This window comes from Streptococcus loxodontisalivarius, from assembly GCF_016908645.1.
In the GTDB taxonomy this organism is placed as follows: Bacteria; Bacillota; Bacilli; order Lactobacillales; family Streptococcaceae; genus Streptococcus; species Streptococcus loxodontisalivarius.
Genome location: NZ_JAFBEH010000039.1, coordinates 1 through 20,639 on the forward strand (window position 1 = coordinate 1; position 20,639 = coordinate 20,639).

At 40.1% G+C, this 20,639-nt stretch carries 20 protein-coding genes and 1 pseudogene; 17 read left to right on the forward strand and 4 right to left on the reverse strand.

Annotated features, from left to right (window positions below; translation table 11 throughout):
- Positions 1-67: 67 nt before the first annotated feature.
- Complete coding sequence (locus tag JOC28_RS08185; RefSeq protein WP_205010210.1) at positions 68-568, reverse strand: TetR/AcrR family transcriptional regulator; 501 nt, start codon at positions 566-568, stop codon at positions 68-70.
- Between the two features lie 155 nt (positions 569-723).
- On the opposite strand from JOC28_RS08185, the gene JOC28_RS08190 reads away from it, so the two are divergent.
- Both JOC28_RS08190 and JOC28_RS08195 read left to right on the forward strand, forming a co-directional pair.
- On the forward strand, positions 724-1,425 hold the full coding sequence (locus JOC28_RS08190) for an ABC transporter ATP-binding protein (protein WP_205010211.1): 702 nt from the start codon (positions 724-726) through the stop codon (positions 1,423-1,425).
- Positions 1,426-1,433: 8 nt separating this feature from the next.
- Complete coding sequence (locus tag JOC28_RS08195) at positions 1,434-4,055, forward strand: FtsX-like permease family protein (RefSeq protein ID WP_205010212.1); 2,622 nt, start codon at positions 1,434-1,436, stop codon at positions 4,053-4,055.
- Positions 4,056-4,077: 22 nt separating this feature from the next.
- Here JOC28_RS08195 and JOC28_RS08200 read toward each other — a convergent pair whose 3' ends face one another.
- Positions 4,078-4,269, reverse strand: coding sequence for a hypothetical protein (locus tag JOC28_RS08200; RefSeq protein WP_205010213.1), 192 nt, complete (start codon positions 4,267-4,269; stop codon positions 4,078-4,080).
- 305 nt (positions 4,270-4,574) lie between these two features.
- On the opposite strand from JOC28_RS08200, the gene JOC28_RS08205 reads away from it, so the two are divergent.
- The 6 genes from JOC28_RS08205 to JOC28_RS08230 all read left to right on the forward strand — a co-directional run bounded on the left by JOC28_RS08205 (position 4,575) and on the right by JOC28_RS08230 (position 10,289).
- Positions 4,575-5,309 carry a response regulator transcription factor gene (locus tag JOC28_RS08205; protein ID WP_205010214.1) on the forward strand — a complete coding sequence of 245 codons (735 nt, stop codon included), beginning with the start codon at positions 4,575-4,577 and terminating at the stop codon, positions 5,307-5,309.
- 278 nt (positions 5,310-5,587) lie between these two features.
- Positions 5,588-6,646 carry a sensor histidine kinase gene (locus JOC28_RS08210; protein ID WP_239548931.1) on the forward strand — a complete coding sequence of 353 codons (1,059 nt, stop codon included), beginning with the start codon at positions 5,588-5,590 and terminating at the stop codon, positions 6,644-6,646.
- 116 nt (positions 6,647-6,762) lie between these two features.
- Positions 6,763-7,500, forward strand: a complete 738-nt coding sequence (locus tag JOC28_RS08215; RefSeq protein WP_205010216.1) for a hypothetical protein — start codon at positions 6,763-6,765, stop codon at positions 7,498-7,500.
- 15 nt (positions 7,501-7,515) lie between these two features.
- On the forward strand, positions 7,516-8,391 hold the full coding sequence (locus JOC28_RS08220; protein ID WP_205010217.1) for an ABC transporter ATP-binding protein: 876 nt from the start codon (positions 7,516-7,518) through the stop codon (positions 8,389-8,391).
- 4 nt (positions 8,392-8,395) lie between these two features.
- Complete coding sequence (locus JOC28_RS08225) at positions 8,396-9,169, forward strand: hypothetical protein (RefSeq protein WP_205010218.1); 774 nt, start codon at positions 8,396-8,398, stop codon at positions 9,167-9,169.
- A 352-nt stretch (positions 9,170-9,521) separates the two neighbouring features.
- Positions 9,522-10,289 carry a DUF6261 family protein gene (locus JOC28_RS08230; RefSeq protein ID WP_205010219.1) on the forward strand — a complete coding sequence of 256 codons (768 nt, stop codon included), beginning with the start codon at positions 9,522-9,524 and terminating at the stop codon, positions 10,287-10,289.
- Between the two features lie 209 nt (positions 10,290-10,498).
- On the opposite strand, the gene JOC28_RS08235 is transcribed toward JOC28_RS08230, so the two are convergent.
- On the reverse strand, positions 10,499-11,701 hold the full coding sequence (locus JOC28_RS08235; RefSeq protein WP_205010229.1) for an IS110 family RNA-guided transposase: 1,203 nt from the start codon (positions 11,699-11,701) through the stop codon (positions 10,499-10,501).
- Between the two features lie 387 nt (positions 11,702-12,088).
- Between JOC28_RS08235 and JOC28_RS10825 the strand changes: the two genes are divergently transcribed.
- Positions 12,089-12,727: a sugar O-acetyltransferase gene (locus JOC28_RS10825; protein ID WP_275582322.1), complete on the forward strand. Its 639-nt coding sequence runs from the start codon at positions 12,089-12,091 to the stop codon at positions 12,725-12,727.
- A 39-nt stretch (positions 12,728-12,766) separates the two neighbouring features.
- Positions 12,767-13,150, forward strand: coding sequence for a PaaI family thioesterase (locus JOC28_RS08245; protein WP_205010220.1), 384 nt, complete (start codon positions 12,767-12,769; stop codon positions 13,148-13,150).
- 33 nt (positions 13,151-13,183) lie between these two features.
- Here JOC28_RS08245 and JOC28_RS08250 read toward each other — a convergent pair.
- Positions 13,184-13,897: pseudogene (locus JOC28_RS08250) on the reverse strand (DUF554 domain-containing protein).
- Between the two features lie 223 nt (positions 13,898-14,120).
- On the opposite strand from JOC28_RS08250, the gene xseA reads away from it, so the two are divergent.
- The 7 genes from xseA (at position 14,121) to JOC28_RS08285 (ending at position 20,499) form a co-directional block, all read left to right on the forward strand.
- Positions 14,121-15,449, forward strand: coding sequence for an exodeoxyribonuclease VII large subunit (gene xseA / locus JOC28_RS08255; RefSeq protein WP_205010222.1), 1,329 nt, complete (start codon positions 14,121-14,123; stop codon positions 15,447-15,449).
- Positions 15,439-15,654: an exodeoxyribonuclease VII small subunit gene (locus tag JOC28_RS08260; RefSeq protein WP_205010223.1), complete on the forward strand. Its 216-nt coding sequence runs from the start codon at positions 15,439-15,441 to the stop codon at positions 15,652-15,654. The genes xseA and JOC28_RS08260 overlap by 11 nt, the downstream gene beginning before the upstream one ends.
- Positions 15,654-16,526 carry a polyprenyl synthetase family protein gene (locus tag JOC28_RS08265; protein ID WP_205010224.1) on the forward strand — a complete coding sequence of 291 codons (873 nt, stop codon included), beginning with the start codon at positions 15,654-15,656 and terminating at the stop codon, positions 16,524-16,526. Before JOC28_RS08260 ends, JOC28_RS08265 begins: the two co-directional genes overlap by 1 nt.
- A complete protein-coding gene (locus JOC28_RS08270; RefSeq protein ID WP_205010225.1) occupies positions 16,519-17,346 on the forward strand; it encodes a TlyA family RNA methyltransferase in 828 nt (275 codons plus the stop codon). Before JOC28_RS08265 ends, JOC28_RS08270 begins: the two co-directional genes overlap by 8 nt.
- Positions 17,333-17,803, forward strand: coding sequence for an arginine repressor (locus JOC28_RS08275; protein ID WP_205010226.1), 471 nt, complete (start codon positions 17,333-17,335; stop codon positions 17,801-17,803). Before JOC28_RS08270 ends, JOC28_RS08275 begins: the two co-directional genes overlap by 14 nt.
- A gap of 13 nt (positions 17,804-17,816) precedes the next feature.
- Positions 17,817-19,475, forward strand: a complete 1,659-nt coding sequence (gene recN / locus JOC28_RS08280; protein WP_205010227.1) for a DNA repair protein RecN — start codon at positions 17,817-17,819, stop codon at positions 19,473-19,475.
- A gap of 184 nt (positions 19,476-19,659) precedes the next feature.
- Complete coding sequence (locus JOC28_RS08285; RefSeq protein WP_205010228.1) at positions 19,660-20,499, forward strand: DegV family protein; 840 nt, start codon at positions 19,660-19,662, stop codon at positions 20,497-20,499.
- Positions 20,500-20,639: the final 140 nt, after the last annotated feature.

The following is a 20,639-nucleotide window of genomic DNA, read 5'->3' on the forward strand; positions in this document are numbered from 1 at the left end:
TTTTCATTATAAGTCATGTGGGACTTTTTTTCTACATTCAAAAAGCCCTACAATCTCCTTGGTGGATTTACCCACTACAGAAATTATAGAGCCGAGAAATCCACTCGCTGATGATGGCTTCTAAGGATGCAATATAAGAGATTTTGGCATAATGAAGTGGAATTTGGTAATGTTTTTCCAACTCTTGGTCTGTATTAGGGCTTGTTGACATTAGTACTTCTAAAAATTCTCTGATAGAGGCTGGAAAATTAATGTAGTTTGACTTGGCAATGGCAAAAATAAATTCAAAATCATCGATTATATAGTGCAGAGCTTTGTTGATAACTTTTTTTGTGAAAAGAGCTTCTTGGTCGGTGATGATTGCTTTGATGTCTGCTAGTGTCTCGTCTTTAATCTTGTCCATAAGATCAAATTTGTCTAAATAGTGGAGATAAAAAGTTCCACGGTTGATATTTGCCTGTCGGCAAATCATAGTGACAGAAATTTCTTCAAATGATTTCTCTTGAAACAATTTAGCGACAGCTAATTTAATTTGTTTTTTGGTTCCTGTTTGTCTTTTTGGTGTCATGTTTTCTCCTTAAATCAACACTTTGTTTATTTTTGATTATTGCAATTGCTTTGGGATGCTTTATAATAGAATCTATCAAAAATAATCAACAAGTTGTTCATTTAGTCTTATTATAAATCGAAAGCTAAAAATGTCAATAGTATGGAGGGAAGAAGATGTCTTACATCGAAGTTAAACATTCTTATAAACGTTACGGTCAAGGTGACAATCAGATTATCGCCAACAATGATGTCAATTTTGAGATTGAAAAAGGAGAGTTGGTCATTATTCTGGGAAGTTCTGGTGCTGGAAAGTCAACTATGCTCAATATTTTGGGTGGAATGGACACCAATGACGAAGGTCAGGTTATCATTGACGGAACAGATATTGCCCAGTTTAACTCTCATCAGAGAACCAACTATCGCCGTGATGATGTGGGCTTTGTTTTTCAATTCTACAACTTGGTGGCTAATTTGACAGCTAAGGAAAATGTGGAACTGGCTTCTGAAATCGTTAGTGATGCTATGGATCCTGTGGAAATCTTGACCAAGGTTGGTCTAGACAAGCGAGTTAATAATTTTCCAGCGCAGCTTTCAGGTGGTGAGCAACAACGTGTCTCTATCGCACGCGCTGTGGCTAAGAAACCTAAAATTCTGCTCTGCGATGAACCAACGGGAGCGCTAGATTACAATACTGGTAAGCAGGTCCTTCAAATCTTGCAAGATATGTCTCGTAAGGAGGGGGCGACGGTTATCATCGTGACCCACAACTCGGCGCTTGCGCCAATCGCAGACCGTGTGATTCACATGCGTGATGCCACTGTTAAATCGGTTCAAGTCAATGACAATCCGCAAGATATTGCGACCTTGGAATACTAGGAGGTCTTATGTCAAAACGTATTTATTGGAAGGACATTCGTCAGTCTTTCACATCATCCAAAGGACGTTTTTTATCTATTTTCAGCTTGATGGCTATTGGTTCCATGGCTTTGGTTGGACTCAAAGTGACTCCTCTCAACATGGAAAAGACTGCCCAGTCTTTCATCAATACCTACAATATGGCTGACATGGTTGTCATGTCTGATTACGGGCTTGATAGCGCAGATGTTAAGGAACTAGATAGCATCAAAGATGCGGATGTTGAGTATGGCTATCAGACAGATGTTACCATCAAGGATAGTACAGATGCAGTGTGTGTTTTCTCAGCAACAGATTCCATCTCTAAATACAAGCTGGTTTCAGGTAAGCTGCCGACGAAATCAACTGAAATTGCTCTTGCATCAAACCTCTCATCAGACTACAAAGTTGGAGACAAAATTTCCTTCACTCAGTCATCAGATGGTATTCTGAAAGAGACGACTTTTACTATCACAGGTTTTGTTGATTCGTCAGAACTTTGGGATAGCAGTAGCCTAGGCTCTTCGACAGTCGGAACAGGAACCTTGACTGCTTATGCGGTAACTAGCGCTTCAGCCTTTGATTCGGATGTTTATACCATTGCTCGCATCTCCTATGACGACCTAGATGGAGTTGACTATTACAGCCAGACTTATGAAAGTCGTCTTGAAAAGCACCAAGAAGCTCTTGATGATATGCTTGAGGATAATGGCAGTGCTCGACTAGCAAGCATCAAAGTCACACAGCAGGCTGAGATTGATAAACAAAAAGCTAACCTAGCTAGCGCAGAAAACCAGTTGAAGACCGCCACTCAACAAGCTCAGCAAAGTCAAAATGCTAGCCTTCTTGCTCAAGTTCAAGCGCAAGCGAAGACCTTATCTGAACAAAAAGCAAGCTTGGAAACAGCTCAGAAAGAACTTGACAGTTTAGCAGAGCCAACCTACACAGCTTACACCAGAACCAGCATGCCAGGAGGAGAAGGCTATCGGACTTATGACAGCTCGACTTCAAGTATCTCAGGAGTTGGTAATCTTTTCCCGGTAGTGCTTTATATTGTCGCAGCAATGGTGACTCTGACAACCATGACACGATTTGTGGACGAAGAGCGTAACAATGCAGGAATTCTGAAGGCCCTTGGTTACACTAATCGTCAGATTATTGCTAAATTTGTTCTCTATGGTTTGGCTGCTAGCTTAACAGGTACTCTGGTTGGTATTCTAGCAGGAAATGTCATACTCTCTCCTCAGATTGGGAATATTATAGCAGCTTCTTCTGTCATTGGCTCTTCAAATCTTTACTTCTATCCATTCTGGAATGGCTTAGCCTTGGTACTGTCACTTCTTTCAGCGGTGCTTCCAGCCTACTTGGTTGCTTGTCGTGAGTTGCGTGATAAACCAGCTCAACTTTTACAAGCTAAGCCCCCTGTTTCTGGTTCAAAGATTCTCTTGGAGCGTCTGACCTTTATCTGGAAGCGCCTCAGCTTTACCCACAAGGTGACTGCCCGTAATATCTTCCGTTACAAGCAGCGCATGCTCATGACTATTTTTGGGGTGGCGGGCTCGGTTGCCCTCCTCTTTGCAGGGCTGGGCATCCAGTCTTCCATCTCAGGCGTTGCGACGACTCAGTTCCAAGACTTGATCAAGTATGACATGATTGTGGCTGAAAATAGCAGTAGCTCACAAACGGATTTAGACAAACTGTCAGATGCTCTTAGCTCTAGCAAGATCAAGCAGAGCCAAGCAGTTCAATACATTTCTACCAGCCAATCCTTAAACGGTAGCGACCAAGATGTCTCTATTATGGTCACACCGACCAAGAATATCTCAGATTATATGATATTGAGAGACCGTTCTAGCAAGGAAAATCTTTCCTTGACGGATAGCGGAGCTGTTATTTCTGAAAAATTAGCTGACCTTTATGGAGCTAAGGTCGGAGATACCATCAAGATGACCATTAATGATAAGACAGTTAAAGTCAAGGTGGCTGGTATCACAGAACTCTATGCAGGACACTTTGTCTATATGACCAAGGCTTACTATGAGGATGTTACAGAAAGCGACTATTCAGCTAATGCTTATCTAATCAAACTTAAGGATAGTTCAAGTAAGAACATTAACAATCTTGCCTCAGATTTCTTAGACTTAGACGCAGTAACAGCTGTTGTGCAAAACACTTCGCTGATTAAACAGCTAAACACTGTCGCAGACTCTTTGCAGTCAGTTATGTTAATCCTAGTAGTCTTATCAGTCGTTTTAGCCATTGTTATCCTTTATAACTTGACCAATATCAATGTCGCAGAGCGACTCCGTGAACTCTCAACTATCAAGGTATTGGGCTTCCACAACAAGGAAGTCACCATGTATATCTATCGTGAGACCATTGTCCTTTCTCTAGTCGGTATTCTGACAGGGTTACTAGGAGGTTTTGGACTTCATAAAGTCATTCTATCCATGATTGGTTCAGACAGCATCATGTTCAATCCTAGCGTTGACTATTATGTTTATCTTGTACCAATCCTAGCCATCACACTTATCCTCATCGTCCTCGGCTGGTTTGTTAACCATACCCTTAGAAAAGTGGATATGCTCGAAGCGCTCAAGTCAGTGGAATAGAGAAAAATAAAGAAGAGTTTGCTTAGTCAAGCTCTTTTTTGATGTCTAATAGAAAATCTGAGATAAGATGAGCCAAATCTTGCCAGCTCTGCGTATTTTCCAAATCAATAACAGCCAAAAGTGATAAATGACTACGATAGAGTAGTTGATAATTCGGATGAACGGTCAGATAGATAAGCTTAGCAAGTTTTTCTTTTTCTCTAATGTGAGTCATTAGTTTAAGGTCTCTGCTCTTTGTAAAATGACTGTCATTTATGATAAAATAGGTGTTAATTATTTGGGAATTAGTACCTAGTTTTTCTTCAGAGACTTGCATTAGGGAGATACCTGCTTCTTGAAATATTTTGACAAGATAGTGATATATCTTTGATGGGGATTTTTGATTTTTTATAAGGTAGAACATCTTTTTCCTTTCTTATGAGGGTCTTGGAGATTAACGCTATCAAGTATAGGAGAAATAAGTGCTGTTAAGGGCAATCAGTCATCAATGGTTGTTCTCAACTAATAAATGGTGAAAATATGTTATCAATTTATGTTTTAGAAGATGATTTTTTACAACAGACTAGGCTTGAAAATGCCATCGCAGAATTTATCAAGGAGTCAGGAAAAAATTATCGTCGATTGGAAATTTTTGGAAAACCTCAGCAGTTGCTGGATGCTATCTCTGAAAAGGGAAATCATAATCTTTTCTTTTTGGATATTGAAATCAAGGGTGAGGAGCAAAAGGGAATGGAGATTGCGCGTGAGATTCGCTTGCGAGATGCCCATGCTAATATTGTCTTTGTAACGACACACTCAGAATTTATGCCTGTAACCTATCGTTATCGAGTTTCAGCTCTGGATTTTATCGATAAGGGATTGTCAGGTGAAGCCTTTCAAGAAACTGTTTCTTCAGTGTTGAGCTATGCTTTTGACAATGTCAATCAAACGGTTGCTAGTGATTCTTTCAATTTTAAGACAGATCAGGCTCATGTACAGGTACCTTTCTCTGATATTCTCTATTTTGAAACTTCTCCAACTGTTCACAAGGTCATTTTACATACCAAAGATGGTCAGTTAGAATTTTATGGTAAGGTTTCTGAGATTGCTAAGGCGGATGAGAGACTCTATCAGAGCCATCGTGCTTTTGTTGTCAATCCTCAAAATATCACTCGTCTAGATAAGAAGACCAATACTGTTTATTTCTCCGAAGATGAGACTTGTTTTGTCTCAAGGATGAAAGTGAAAGGGTTGATTGAGAGGTTATCAGATTAATGATTGGAAATCTATCCATAATCTTTTTGTTTGCGCTTGATTTTGCTGTTCGTCTTTTATTCTTCGGGCAAATCAGTAAGGAACAACTCAGCTGGAAGTTCTATCTTATCTCTTCTAGCTTAGTTGGATTGCTGTCATTACTTGTTGGAAATAGGATTCTCTATCTAGAGCCCATTTTTCTTTTCTTGATTGCTCTTTATCTGCGTCCGAGGTGGAGATGGTCGCAATATCTCTTTTACTGTCTTTTCCCCTTTGCACTTATTGATGTGATTCAGCGAATGACAGGCAGTTGGGAAGTGAAGGCTGTCATTCATAGCTTTCCGATGGAAAGTATAGAGCAGCTAATTTTTTCACTTATTTCTGAAATTGAGTTACTTATCTTTTACTATCTCTTTATCAAGATTTTGAGGGTTGATATTGCCAATATCAAACGTATTTTTAACTATCCTGAGTTTAAGGGTTTGATTTTGCTTTTGAATGCTTCTATGCTCTTTTATAGCCTTGTCCTTCATGCTATTTTAGTAGCAAGTGGAGATCAGCAGGAGCTTTCTTTTACTTTAAAACTAGCTAATACAGAAATTTCTGTTGATTTAATGTTGACACAAGTTCTTATTTTTATCGGCAGTATTCTTTACTTCAACTTTAAAATGAAAGAGATTCTAGACAAGGAACTAGAAGAGAGTAAGGAACAACAGATTCGCTCTTTATCTTCTTATAGCAAGCATGTTGAGTCTCTCTATAAGGAGCTTCGGTCATTTCGACATGATTATACCAATGTCTTGGTCAGTCTCAATCAAGCGATTCAAGAGGAGGACATGGGACAGGTCAAGTCAGTTTATGAAACTGTGATTGCAGGTAGTGACAAACGTTTCTATGATAGCAAGTATGATATTGCCAATCTCTCCAATCTGCAAAATGATGCCATGAAATCTCTTATTTCAGCTAAACTTATCGAAGCTCAAAATCGAGGGATTTCTCTTACAGTTGAAATTCCTGAACTGATTGATGCCCCAAAGATTGATCTTCTAGATATGGTAACGATTCTATCTATCTTCCTAGATAATGCTATCGAAGCAGCAGAAGAAGCCACAAAACCTCGGCTGACACTTGCTTACTTTAAAGAGGGCTCAGCTAGAGTTCTTATTATTGAAAATAGCACAGCAAAAGATAAGATTGCAACAAAAGATATTTTCAAGTATGGACAATCGAGCAAAGGAGCAGACCGTGGAATCGGTCTAGCTAATGTCAGGGAGATTTTAGGAAAATACCCACAGGCAAGTCTAGCAACTAGGAGTAGAAACTATTTGTTTAGCCAAGAGTTGAAAATCGACGATTAAGATTTACCATTCATAACAGAAGAAGAACCGTTCATGATATCGTGAACGGTTTTTGTCTGTTTTTAGCTATACTGAGTCTTGTAAGAAATACAAAGAATCTCACAAGGAGAAATAAAATGACTTTATTTTCATCAGTCTTCACTTCAGTTTTTAAAAGACGAGATGTCAAAATTCTCTTGGCATTCAGTCTCTTACCTCTTATTCTTCCTGGGCTTTCAGGTGTGATGGATGCGCAAATGAGTGATTCAGGAACCAATAGTCTCTTTAGTTTTTTGCTTTCTATGTTGGAGTTGCAATATTTGTTGATTTTGCCATCCTTGATGATTGGATTAATCGTTTCATCGGTCTTTCGTGATGAGATTAGCTCAGGGATTCTCTTTCTCTACAAAGACATCAAGCGTTCTAAAATCGTAAATGTTAAACTACTTAGTCTATTTGCAGTTTATGCTATTTATGCGCTAGCTACTAGTCTTGTAGCTCTTGTAACCTATTTCTTTTACATTGTACCTCAGTATGGTTTTCACTTATTGCCAAGTAAAGGCGTAGGCAGTAGTTTCCTTTATCTTATAACCATTGCTGGAAATCATTTGATTTTAATCGTGCTAACGGCTGCTCTGTCTATCAAGCGTAGTACCTTAGTGGCTGTCTTAGCAGGTATTCTTTATAATCTCTTTGCCATGACTGCTCCAATGTTAAATGGCATTCGCTATCTCTTCCCAAACTCCTATCCGACTAAGCTAGTGTCAAGCATGCCATTTGGTTTGCTCCTTATTATCAGCCTTGGTCTAACGCTACTTTATATCGGTTTAGGCTACCTATCAGCTCGTAAAAACTTTAACAAAATTGAATTTTAATCAGAGGAAAAAAATATGTTGACTATTAAAAATTTATCAAAACAATTTGCTGGAAATGACTTTTATTCACTTAAAGATGTTAATTTAGAGATTAAAAAAGGTGAGATTGTCGGACTTATCGGAAAAAATGGTGCTGGTAAGTCAACACTTATGAAATTGATGGCAAAATCGCTCAAACCAAGCTCAGGAACGATTACCTATAACGGTGTTGATATTCACACAGCTGATAATTTGCTCAAAGATTTCGGTATCATGATTGACCCAGTTTTTTATCCAGAAATGTCTGTTGTTGATAATCTAAAATTTTATCTCAAATTGCATGGAAAGACTGACCTTTATCCAAATATCGAAACGACACTCAAACTTTTGGAACTTTGGGAGGCTCGTAACCGTAAGCCCAAAGGTTTCTCTTTCGGAATGAAGCAGAGAACGGCTCTAGCCATTGCCATGGTTGCGGAACCAGACTTTTTGATTCTTGATGAACCGTTTGTAGGACTAGACCCGATTGGTGTGCAGAAATTGATTGATATTCTCAAAAAATGGTCTCAGGAACGCAATATTTCCATGTTGATTTCTAGTCACCAGTTAGGTGAGCTTGAGGCACTTTGTGAACGTTATATTTATATTGAAAAAGGTCAGTTGGCTGATGAATTTGATGGACAGTCAGCACCAAGTGTCTTGATTGAGCTGAATAGCCAAGTAGATGAGGTAATCTTAGCTAACTATCTGTCTGAGCAGATTACACTTAAGGAGAATATCCTAGATATTTCAACACAAGCAAGCTCAGAAGAACTGAATCAAGTCCTTGCTTATCTGGCGAGTCAAAACCTTATCAACCACATTCAAGTCAAAGAAAATCATCTAAAAGAAATCTTTAGCCAAGGAGAGTAAGACCATGCTATCAATCTTTACACCTGTTTTTGAAAGTGTTTGGAAGAGAAAAGAAACAAAAATCTTCCTTGCCTTTGCCATTCTTTTTCCAACACTATTTTTTGCAACGACATTTGCACCAAAAGGGTCAAACTTTATGGTACCGACTGTGTATGATGGATACCTAATGTCCTATGTTGCTATTAGTTCTCTCATATTTGATGCATCTGTTAGTTTTATTTTACCCACTTTGGCACTTTTCTATCTGACTTTTACAGTTTTTCGTGGTGAAGTGGATAGTCATACCATGTTCCTCTATAAGGATATCAATCGTCGGTCAATCCTAGGAGCGAAACTGCTTAGTCTTTTTATGATTATTGTGATGTATATGGGGCTTTTCTTACTTATCATGTGTTTTTATTATTACATCCGTATCGGGCACATGGACTATGCAACCATGACCTTCTGGGATCATATTGATCCAACATCAAATACAGCTTTTATTCATACTGTCTTGACAGGTATTTTCGATATGATAGTCTCTGTCTTACTTGCTGCTTGTCTCTCTCTTTATAAAGGAGTCGGTGTAACTATGACATTTTCCTTTGTTTATTCAATTGGTTCAGCGATTGCAGGTGTCTTGGGTTTCTCATGGCTATTTCCTAGAAGAGATGTGAACTTTTTGTATGACGGAGGAAGTCTAGCAGTATCATTAGGAACATCGACTCTCGTAACTCTTATTTATGCTAGTCTATTAGTTTTCTTGAGCTTGAAATTTTTTAAAAGAATGGAATATTAGGAAAAATGACTCTCCTTACTGTATCAAACAAGGTACTAATTTAAGTAGGGTCTTTTTCTTTATCTAAGTTTAGTTTTAGTGTAAATTTCCATTTTTTAATCTAATCTATGCTTTGTTTGAGATGAAATTTGGAATTTTATCAAAAAATACGAACGTTTTAGTTTGAAATTTGAAATTCTAAGTTGACTTATTTTCAGATAAACCGAAAAATGAGATTTTGATTTAAAAAGCCGAACGATAAAGATAAAAAACGATTTTTTGCTAAAAAAGAAAAATTTTTCCCGAAAAAGATGATTTTTTGACTTGTCTTTCGAATATTATAAATGACTACATATGGAAAGAAGGTTATCTTATGACAATTTCATTTACAAAACTATCTTTAGGAAAATTATCAAATACAGAAATGTACCAGCTTGCCTCAACTAGCTTGAATCTTATTGATAAAAGTCAGTTAAATCTTGAGAATGATAGAGTTATTTCAACATTAATCATTCGTTTACGACAGTTAGTTCCAAGTCTGGGAACTCTTCTTAAAGAGGAGGTCAAATCAGATATTGCCTCATCTTTGAAAGCGGCTGATAAGCTGAGAAATGATGATTTGTCCTCGTTATTTGCTAGTATTAAGCTTTATAAAAATAGCCGTCAGTCTAATAAACAAGAGGCTGTCAAGTCTTTGTCATCCCTCTTTGAGCAATATAAAGGCGTTAGCTCTCTTGACTATGAGAAGAAAACAGCAGAGCTGACTAGCTTGTTGGATAGACTATCGAAGGCTCCTTATAAGGAATCGAGTAAATTGCTAGTGTTGGGAGAACAGATTGAAAACTTGAGGCAGTCTCAGGCAGATTTTTACAATCTTTATTTAAAAAGAGCGGAGGTTAAGGCAAATCGTGTGACTAATAACAAGAGAGAGGTCAGACTAGAGTTAGAAATTGCTTACCGTCGTCTTTGCGATTACCTTGAAATCGTTCAAACTGTCAGTCCACTAGCAGAACTGAATCCTCTAACTAAGATTTTAGAGAGTATTCGTAGTGAATATAAGGAAAGCCTCAATCGTAGAGAAGGTCATAAGAAGGAGAAAAAGATTAGCACTACTACAGAAAAAGTAGAGAAGGTTAGTTAGAAAAATAAGGAGCTCAGTCATCAACTGGGCTTGTTTTCTACCATTTGTCAAGTATTTCAATGATTTAAAGGGAAAATAATTTTTGGACAGTAGCTATTTTGAAGTTACTGTCTGATTTTTTCACTCATTTATCTTAAAAAGGGTACACAAAATCAACACCTTATATTGAAAAAATTTGATAAGGTGTTACAATGATAGAGCATAAGACTTTACTGACTTTTGGCTAAGTTATAGTCGTAAAGTTTGTTATGCCTAATGAGGTAATACATTGTCCGAATGAGACGATGTATAGAGGCAATCGTATGTGGCTTGGTTGAAGCCGTTTGCGATTGCCTTTTGCGTTTCTCATAGAAGTCTGCGATATGACAAGGATTGTTATGACTAGCAGAAGCAATGTTGTGAATACACTTGAACAGAATCTTTCTAGCATAAGGATTCCCACGTTTTGTGATGTGTTCCTGAGCTAGAAAATTACCAGATTCATAGTGTCTGAGGTCAATACCAATGAAGGCGTTAATCTGATTAGCAGACTGAAAACGACGAATGTCACCAAGTTCGCCAATAATAGAGGTCGCTGTAGCTTCCGCAATACCAGGGATAGATAAGAGAATCTCATATTCAGGCAATGACTGAGCTAGGCTAACCATCTTGTCTAAAATGGCTTGTCTGCGTTCAGAAAGTGTGAGCAGTTCTTGTGCATAGTAACGCACCTCTTCCATGATGGGAGAGGTTCTCTTGACTGCACAATAAGACTGATTAGCCAGTTCAACTAGTTTATCAGCTAAATAAGCTACACGTTTATCTGAAATGCGTTTTGATGTTGAGTTTCTGATCATATCTTCTAAGACGTCTTGCTCTAACTCTAAGACCAAATCCTTGCAGGGGAAAGTCATGACGAGATTCCAGTATTGTTCTCCAGTTGGCGTTGATAAGATACTTTCAAGCTCAGGAAAAGTGACCTGTAAGACCTTGTGGAGACGATTCTTAGCTCGAACAATATCCTCTGTCAGATTCTGATAGAAGCGACTCAAATCACGCAGATGTTGATAGACTTCTTCTTGTACATAAGTCGGTTTACGATTTAGCACAAACTGAGTTTGAGCTAGCTTTTCAGCGTCAATTTTGTCTGTTTTACGAACACGCAAGCTATCTAGTTGCTTCTTAGCTTCTAAAGGGTTTAGACGTGTATAGGCGTACCCATTATCCTCAAAAAAAGCTTGGAGACGGCGAGAATAGACCCCTGTCGCTTCGAAGATAATCTCAGGGGCATGGACGGTTTTCAGGTCGTCCAAGAGACGAGAAAATCCGATGGCATCATTGGGCATGGTGTAGCCATGAACCTTTTCACCGTTGACCAGAATAGCTACTTCTGAACTTGCTTTACTCACATCAATTCCAAATACTGCTCGCATCATATTACCTCTTTCGTCTTGAATGATACCTTATTTTAGTGATTTCATTTTCAATACACGACGTCTAGCGTCCCACATACTTTGATAAAATTCTAACTAAAACCATGATACAAAGCCCGTAAAAAAACGACTGAATTTTAGGAGAGTAGCGTAGTATGCTTGCATACAAGATATTCTATCTAAATTCCGAGTTTTTAGGGCGTGTTCAAAAACAGGTGCCTTGCCAGTTTTTTGTACGACATCAAGTGCCAAAAAGCCCCACGACTTAACAAGACACCTCTACTTTAACACAAAGAAAAAGTAGTGAGTACTCTCTCCCGTCGGAGATTTCCTCACTACTAATCTTAGTATGTTTTTTGATATAATGTAAGAAAAGTGAGGTGGCTTATGGTAAATCAATTTGAATGGGATCGTATGATGGCTCAAGAACTTTATCATCCTTTCCGTGTGGGTGGGGAGTCTTGGGATAAGGTCCATGAAGCGCAGAAGGCTTTTAATGCATCAGACTTTTGGCGTGATAGGACAGCACTTGATAATCTGCGCCAGTGTTTTAAGCGTGCGCCTGAGGATATGGTCTTAACAGCACCAGTTTATTTTGACCACGGTAACCGTATCAGTTTTGGAAAGCATTTTTATGCCAATACAGGTTTGACTATCCTTGATGAAAATGAGGTTACCTTCGGTGACAATGTCTTTCTGGCACCGCATGTCAGTATCTACACAGCTGGTCATCCTATCGATGCTGCGGTGCGTAATCTGGAATATGAATACGCTAAGCCTGTCAGCATCGGTAATGATGTCTGGATTGGTGGCAATGTGGTTATCAATCCTGGCGTGACAATTGGAAATAATGTGGTCATCGGCTCAGGTTCGGTTGTGACAAAGGATATTCCTGATGATTGCATTGCGGCTGGAAATCCTTGTCGTGTCATTCGACCAATCACTGATAAGGACAAGGAGAATTGGCAGGCGCAGCTAGCAGACTATGAAAGAAAAAGACAGAACTTTGATGACAATCAAAAATAGGCTGAAAGCTTTGCTATTTACCCAAAAGAAAGGAAGAAAATGGAAGAATTTCATTTAGAACCAATCACAATTTTTGAAAATTATAGGCTGGAAAAGATGGCAGACGGTCACGTGGTTTTGACGACGGATGTGGTTCAAAGTTCGCTCAATTACTATGGCAATGCTCATGGTGGCTATCTGTTTACGCTTTGCGACCAGTTGGCTGGGCTTGTGGCTATTTCGACTGGCTATGAGGCGGTGACGCTGCAGTCTAATATCAATTATCTTAAGGCAGGGCATCTGGGAGATAGCTTGCGCGTGGAAGGAAAATGTGTCCACAATGGTCGTACGACCAAGGTTGTCAATGTCTCAATCAGCAATCAAGACGATGAGCAAGTCGTCACAGCAATCTTCACTATGTTTGTGACAGGTGAGAGAAAGTAAAAAGAACTTGGCTTCTGGTCAAGTTCTTTTAGTCTATAAATAGCTAGCAATGATGGCGATGAGAATGGCGGGTAGGAGATTTGCGACCCTGATTTTACCAGGTCAAATGAGGTTGATGCCAACGCAGAAAATCAAGATAGAGCCAATCAAAGAGATATTGGCAAGAGCTGCAGTGGTCATTAAAGGCTGAAGTAGGCGAGCCAGAAGAGTGATACTACCTTCGAATAAAAAGACAGGAATGGCAGAGAATGTGGCACCTTTACCAAGACTAGTAGCCATCACTAAAATAATGATAAAGTCTAGAATGCTCTTTGTTGCAAGGATAGTATGGTCGCCCAAGATACCATCATTGATTGCGCCAACAATAGCCATAGCACCAATACAAACGGTTAAGGAAGCTGTTACGAAGGCTGTAATAAATTGACTGTCTTTGCTATTGCCAGTCTTTTGTTTTAACCACTGACCAAATTTTTCAAATTGCCCCTCAATATCTAAAAGCTCACCAATTAAGCAACCAATGGTCAGACTGATAACAACTAGCATACTATTTCCGCTATTTAATTGTTGAGATTCGATAGTCAGAAGACCTGGAAGTGCTCCTGATATACCAATAAAAATGACTGCTACACCTGATGCTTTTAGCAGACCTTCTTGTATTTTATTTGTCAAAAGATGGCCAAAAAGATTACCGAAAATGCCTCCAGCTAAGATAGCAATAGTATTAATAAGCGTTCCAAGTCCAATCATAAAATGCTCCTTGATTCTTTTAGTTATTATAACATATTGACTTTGCTTCAAGAATAGAAATTCTCCCTTGTCTTTTGATAGTCCTAAGCAACTTTTTAAGCTATTTTTTGATATAATAAAAATGATTGTTAAAAACAAAGAAATTTAAGATTTAAATCGTAACAGATAGAATTTCTTGCTTGTATTTACGGGCTTTGTATCATGTTTTAGAAAGGAAAATCACTTGTCGGATTATTTATCAGTTTCAACTTTGACCAAATATTTGAAGATGAAGTTTGACCGAGATCCTTATTTGGAGAGGGTTTATTTGACAGGTCAAGTTTCCAATTTCCGTCGTCGTCCTAGTCATCAGTATTTTTCGCTTAAGGATGAGGGTGCTGTTATTCAGGCGACCATGTGGGCAGGTGCTTTTAAAAAGCTGGGCTTCGATTTGGAAGAAGGGATGAAGATCAACGTGGTTGGTCGCATCCAGCTCTACGAGCCAGGTGGTTCTTATTCCATTATTATTGAAAAGGCTGAGCCAGATGGTATTGGTGCCTTGGCTGTCCAATTTGAACAACTCAAGAAAAAACTGACTGAGGCTGGTTATTTTGAAGAGCGTCATAAGCAAGCTCTGCCTCAATTTGTCAAAAAAATTGGTGTCATTACCAGTCCAAGCGGAGCAGTTATTCGAGATATTATTACGACGGTCAGTCGTCGTTTTCCTGGTGTGGAGATTTTGCTCTTTCCAACTAAGGTGCAGGGCGATGGTGCTGCTCAAGAGATTGCGGCAAATATTGCGACTGCTAATCAGCGTGACGATTTGGATTTGCTGATTGTTGGGCGTGGTGGAGGCTCTATTGAGGACCTCTGGGCTTTCAATGAGGAGATTGTCGTTCAGTCGATTTTTGAAAGTCGTTTGCCCGTGATTTCCAGTGTCGGGCATGAGACGGATACGACTTTGGCGGACTACGCCAGTGATCGCAGAGCAGCCACACCGACAGCGGCAGCAGAGCTAGCGACACCTGTTACCAAGGCAGATATTATCTCTTGGATTGCAGAGCGGCAAAATAGAATCTATCAGGCAAGCCTTCGCCGCCTTCAACTGCAAGAAGAAAGACTGGCTAAACTGACCAATAGTGTTATTTTCAGACAGCCTGAGCGACTCTATGATGGTCATGTTCAGAAGATTGACCATCTGACTCAACGCTTGACCAGTCTGATGGAGACTAGATTTAGTCAGGCTAAGCAAAAGGAAGCTCTGCTCAGTCATCGCTTATTGGCGGTGGATCTTTCAAGCAAGCTTGACCGTTATCAGGAGCGCTTGCAGGTGCAAGAGCGCCTGCTCAAGTCAAATACGGCTAATCTCTATGACAATAAGCTGGCGCGCTTTGAGAAGGCTCAGGATGCGCTTTTGTCACTAGATACCAGTCGAATCATTGCGCGTGGCTATGCCATGCTTACAAAAAATCAAAAAGTCATCGCATCGACTATGGATGTGCAAAAAGGCGACCTGCTTGAGGTTGAACTCAAGGATGGTCGTTTAGAAGTTGAGGTAAAAGATGTCAGATAAAAAAACATTTGAAGAAAACTTGCAGGACTTGGAAGCCATCGTAGCCAAGTTAGAAACAGGCGATGTTGCCTTGGAGGAAGCTTTGTCTGAGTTCCAAAAAGGGATGGTCTTGTCAAAAGACTTGCAGAAAACCTTGGAAGAAGCTGAAAAGACCTTGGTTAAGGTCATGCAGGCTGACGGTAGTGAGACAGAAATGGATGCTTAATGGATAAATTAGGACTGATTGATGAAGCGATTCGTCGCTACTATAAGGAGACACATGAGACAGTGTCTGAGGATTTGATTACCTCTATTCTTTATTCAGTGGATTCAGGTGGAAAACGTATTCGCCCCCTGATTCTTTTGGACTTGCTAGAGGGTTTTGGTCTTGAGCTAAATCAGGCTCATCTGGATGTGGCGGCTAGTCTTGAAATGATTCATACTGGTAGTCTGATTCATGATGACCTGCCTGCTATGGATAATGATGACTACCGTCGTGGTCGTCTGACCAACCATAAGAAATTTGATGAAGCGACTGCTATCTTGGCAGGGGATTCGCTTTTCCTAGATCCTTTTGATCTTTTGGCTAGGGCTGATTTGAAGGCGGAGATTATTGTCCGTCTGGTTCAACTCTTGTCTCAGTCTTCAGGAACATTTGGTATGGTTGGAGGTCAGATGTTGGACATGAAGGGCGAGGGACAGGCGCTTAATTTGGAACAGTTGGCTAGCATTCATGCTAACAAGACAGGTCGCCTTTTGACCTTCCCTTTTACGGCAGCTGGAATCATTGCAGAGCAATCTGAGCAAGTCATCAGTCAGCTGACGGTTGCTGGTATGCTGATCGGTCATGCCTTCCAGGTACGCGATGATATTTTGGATGTGACAGCTAGTTTTGAAGAGCTAGGAAAAACTCCTCAGAAGGACTTGTTGGCTGAAAAATCAACTTATCCAGCCCTCTTGGGTCTTGACCAGTCTTATGTGGTTCTTGATGATAGTCTCAATCAGGCGACAGCTATTTTCCAAAATCTAAGCCAAAGCCAAGACTTTGAGCCTAGTCAAATTTTTCAAGTAATAGAAAGGTTGCGACTCCATGCCTAAGGAAAGAGTGGATGTTTTAGCTTATAAACAGGGACTTTTTGATACCAGAGAGCAAGCCAAACGTGGTGTTATGGCTGGTCTGGTGGTTAATGTTATCAATGGTGAGCGCTATGATAAACCAGGTGAAAAAATTGATGACGCTACCGAGCTCAAACTCAAAGGTGAAAAACTCAAATATGTTAGCCGAGGCGGACTCAAATTAGAAAAAGCCCTGCAGGTCTTTGACTTATCTGTTGCGGACAAGACGACGATCGACATCGGTGCCTCAACTGGTGGTTTTACGGATGTCATGTTGCAAAATGGTGCCAAGTTGGTTTACGCTGTCGACGTCGGCACCAATCAGCTGGTCTGGAAATTGCGTCAAGATGAGCGTGTCCGCTCTATGGAACAGTATAATTTCCGCTATGCTGAATTAGAGGATTTCACAGAAGGACAGCCTTCATTTGCCTCTATCGATGTGAGTTTTATCTCACTCAATCTGATTCTGCCAGCGCTAGTCAAGGTTCTTGCTGATGGCGGTCAGGTGGTCGCTCTGATTAAACCTCAGTTCGAGGCGGGGCGTGAGCAGATTGGCAAAAATGGAATCATCAAGGATGCTGCTGTCCATGAAATGGTCCTAAAAACCGTGACAGCTTTCGCTGTGGATTACGGATTTACAGTTAGGAGACTTGATTTTTCTCCTATCCAAGGTGGCCACGGAAACATTGAGTTTTTGGCGCTTTTGGAAAAATCAGCTGACGCAGAAAATCAAGTCACTGAGCAAATCACAGAAATTGTAGAAAAAGCACACAAGGAATTTAAGAAGAATGAAGAAGAATGAGCGTTTAGAATTGATTCGTAAAATCGTTCTGGAAAATGAGATTGAAACCCAGAATGAATTGGTTCAATTGCTAGAAGCAGAAGGTTTGAAAGCCACGCAGGCAACGATTTCCCGTGATATCAATGCTATTGGAATCATCAAGGTTCCAAGCGATTCTGGCAAGTACATCTATGGTCTGTCAAAAGAAACAGCCCGCAAGTTTATGACCCCACTCCAACAGGCTTGTGACCATATTTTGGAAGTTTCAGAAGAGATTGCTGGCTTGGAGCATATGATAAACTTGTCTATCGTTCCAGGAAATAGTCGTCTCTTGAAACGTCTGATTTTGGAAGAGTTTAAAGATGATCTTTTCAGTTTGATTTCAGATGATGATAGCCTGCTCTTGATTGCTAAATCAGTTGAGACTGCTAGCTTTTTGAGAGAAAATTTTGAGCAGTGGCGTAAGGCTGCGCGTTAAGCGGAGGTAAAAAATGCTATTAGAAATTTCCATTAAGAATTTTGCCATCATCGAGGAAATTTCCCTCAATTTTGAGAATGGCATGACCGTCCTCACAGGTGAGACTGGTGCAGGTAAGTCCATTATTATCGATGCTATGAATATGATGCTGGGCGCGCGTGCTAGTGTCGAAGTTATTCGACATGGTGCTAAAAAGGCTGAGATTGAAGGATTTTTCTCTGTTGAAGCCAGCCCAGCCCTGACCAATCTCTTGGATGAAAATGGGATTGAATTTGTGGATGAGCTCATTATTCGCCGTGAGATTTTTCAAAATGGCCGTTCTATCAGTCGTATCAATGGGCAAATGGTCAATCTGACGACTCTCAAGACAGTTGGTCAGTATCTAGTTGACATCCACGGTCAGCACGATCAGGAAGAATTGATGAAGCCAGCCATGCATATTGCCATGTTGGATGAGTTTGGCGACAAGACTTTCTGGTCTGTTAAGAAGACCTATCAGGAGACCTTTGAAGCCTACCGCCAATTACGTAAGCGTGTTTTAGATAAGCAAAAAAATGAGCAGGAGCACAAGGCTCGTATCGAGATGCTTGATTATCAGATTGCTGAGATTGAAGCGGTTGCTCTTAAGTCTGGTGAGGACGAAGCCCTTAACCAAGAGCGTGATAAACTACTCAACCATAAGCATATCGCTGATACTCTTACCAATGCCTATGTCATGCTGGATAATGAAGATTTTTCAAGTCTTTCCAACCTACGCTCTGCCATGAATGATCTCATGACTCTGGAAGACTATGATCCTGAGTACAAGGAGATGTCAGAAAGTCTGTCAGAAAGCTACTATGTCTTGGAAGAGTTGACCAAACGACTGGGCGATGTCATTGACGATCTTGACTTCGACGCTGGTCGTCTTCAGCAGATTGAAGCTAGACTAGATGTTCTCAATAGCATTACCCGTAAGTATGGTGGTAGCGTTGATGATGTTCTGGATTACTTTGAAAACATCAGTAAGGAGTATAATCTCCTGACTGGCAACAGCGAGTCATCTGATGCTTTGGAGCGTGAGCTTAAACTTTTAGAAGGGCAGTTGGTAGCGGCAGCGACTGACCTCAGTCAGTCTCGCCACCAAATAGCAGAGCAGCTCGAGTCTGAAATCAAGACTGAGTTGACTGAGCTCTATATGGAGAAGGCTGACTTCAAAGTGACCTTCACCAAGAGTAAGTTCAGTAAAGATGGCAATGAACAGGTTGAATTTTATATCTCAACCAATCCAGGTGAAGGATTTAAACCACTTGTTAAGGTTGCCTCAGGTGGTGAATTGTCACGATTGATGTTGGCTATCAAGTCTGCCTTTTCACGTAAGGAAGACAAGACTAGTATTGTCTTTGATGAGGTGGATACAGGTGTTTCTGGCCGTGTTGCGCAAGCCATTGCCCAAAAGATCCATAAAATCGGAAGTCATGGTCAAGTGCTCGCCATTTCTCACCTGCCACAGGTTATCGCTATCGCAGACTATCAATTTTTCATCTCTAAAGAGAGTAATGAGAATTCAACGGTCTCACGTGTTCGTCTTTTGAGTCATGAAGAGCGTGTTGAAGAGATTGCTAAGATGTTGGCTGGTGATGATGTGACAGAAGCAGCTCTCAGTCAGGCGCGTCAGCTATTGAAAAAATAAGAAGAATGACTACTGAACAGACAAGCTATCTCTGTTTGGTAGTTTTTGCTTGTCAATGCTTTGCTTTATTTCTTAAAGGGTGTTAGAATAGTAAGGAAATAGACCATTCTCTCAGAAAGCTGTTACCAAGCTGATAAGAACTTGTGATCTTCTGAGAGAAAGATAATTAGAAGTAGGAAAAAATATGAGTAAAATCAAGATTATTACAGATTCTTCTGTAACGATTGAACCAGAATTGGTTGAGGAATTGGATATCACAGTTGTTCCCCTATCGGTTATGATTGATGGAACCCTTTACTCAGATGCAGATTTGAAAGAGGAAGGGAAATTTTTGGCATTGATGAAGGCTGCTAAAAATCTACCTAAAACGAGCCAACCACCTGTGGGACTCTTTGCTGAAAACTATGAACGTTTGCTTGAAGAAGGTGCAGAGCATATTGTTGCTATCCATATCACACATTCACTCTCAGGGACAGTAGAAGCTTCTCGTCAGGGGGCAAATATTGCTGGTGCTCCAGCAACTATTATCGATTCTAGCTTTACGGATCAGGCTATGAAGTTCCAAGTAGTTGAAGCGGCTAAGCTGGCAAAAGCTGGCGCTAGTTTAGAAGATGTTCTAGCTCGTATCGAAGAAGTGCGTCAAAAAACGGAGCTTTACATGGGCGTTTCAACTTTGGAAAATCTGGTTAAGGGTGGCCGTATTAGCCGTGTTACAGGAATTTTCAGCTCCCTTTTGAATGTTCACATCATGCTTGAAATGCAAAATCACGAATTGGACACTATCAGAAGAGGTCGTGGTGCCAAGGTCTTCACCAAATGGCTAGATGACTTTATTTCTGAAATTGGAGACCGTAAAATTGCTGAGATTGGCATTTCTTACGCTGGAACCAATGAACTGGCAAATCGTTTCCGTGATAAGCTGCAGCCTCATGTTGAAAAAGAGATTGCTGTTTTAGAAACTGGATCTATTATTCAAACACATTCAGGCGAAAATGCCTTTGCTGTTATGGTCCGCTATGAGTAAACTCAAGAAATGGAAAGGACTTACTGTATTTTTAGTAAGTCTTTGTTTTCTACCAATTGTCAAGTATTTCAATGCTTTAAAGAGAAAATAATTTTTAGACAGTAGATATTTTGAGATTACTATCTGATTTTTGCACTCAT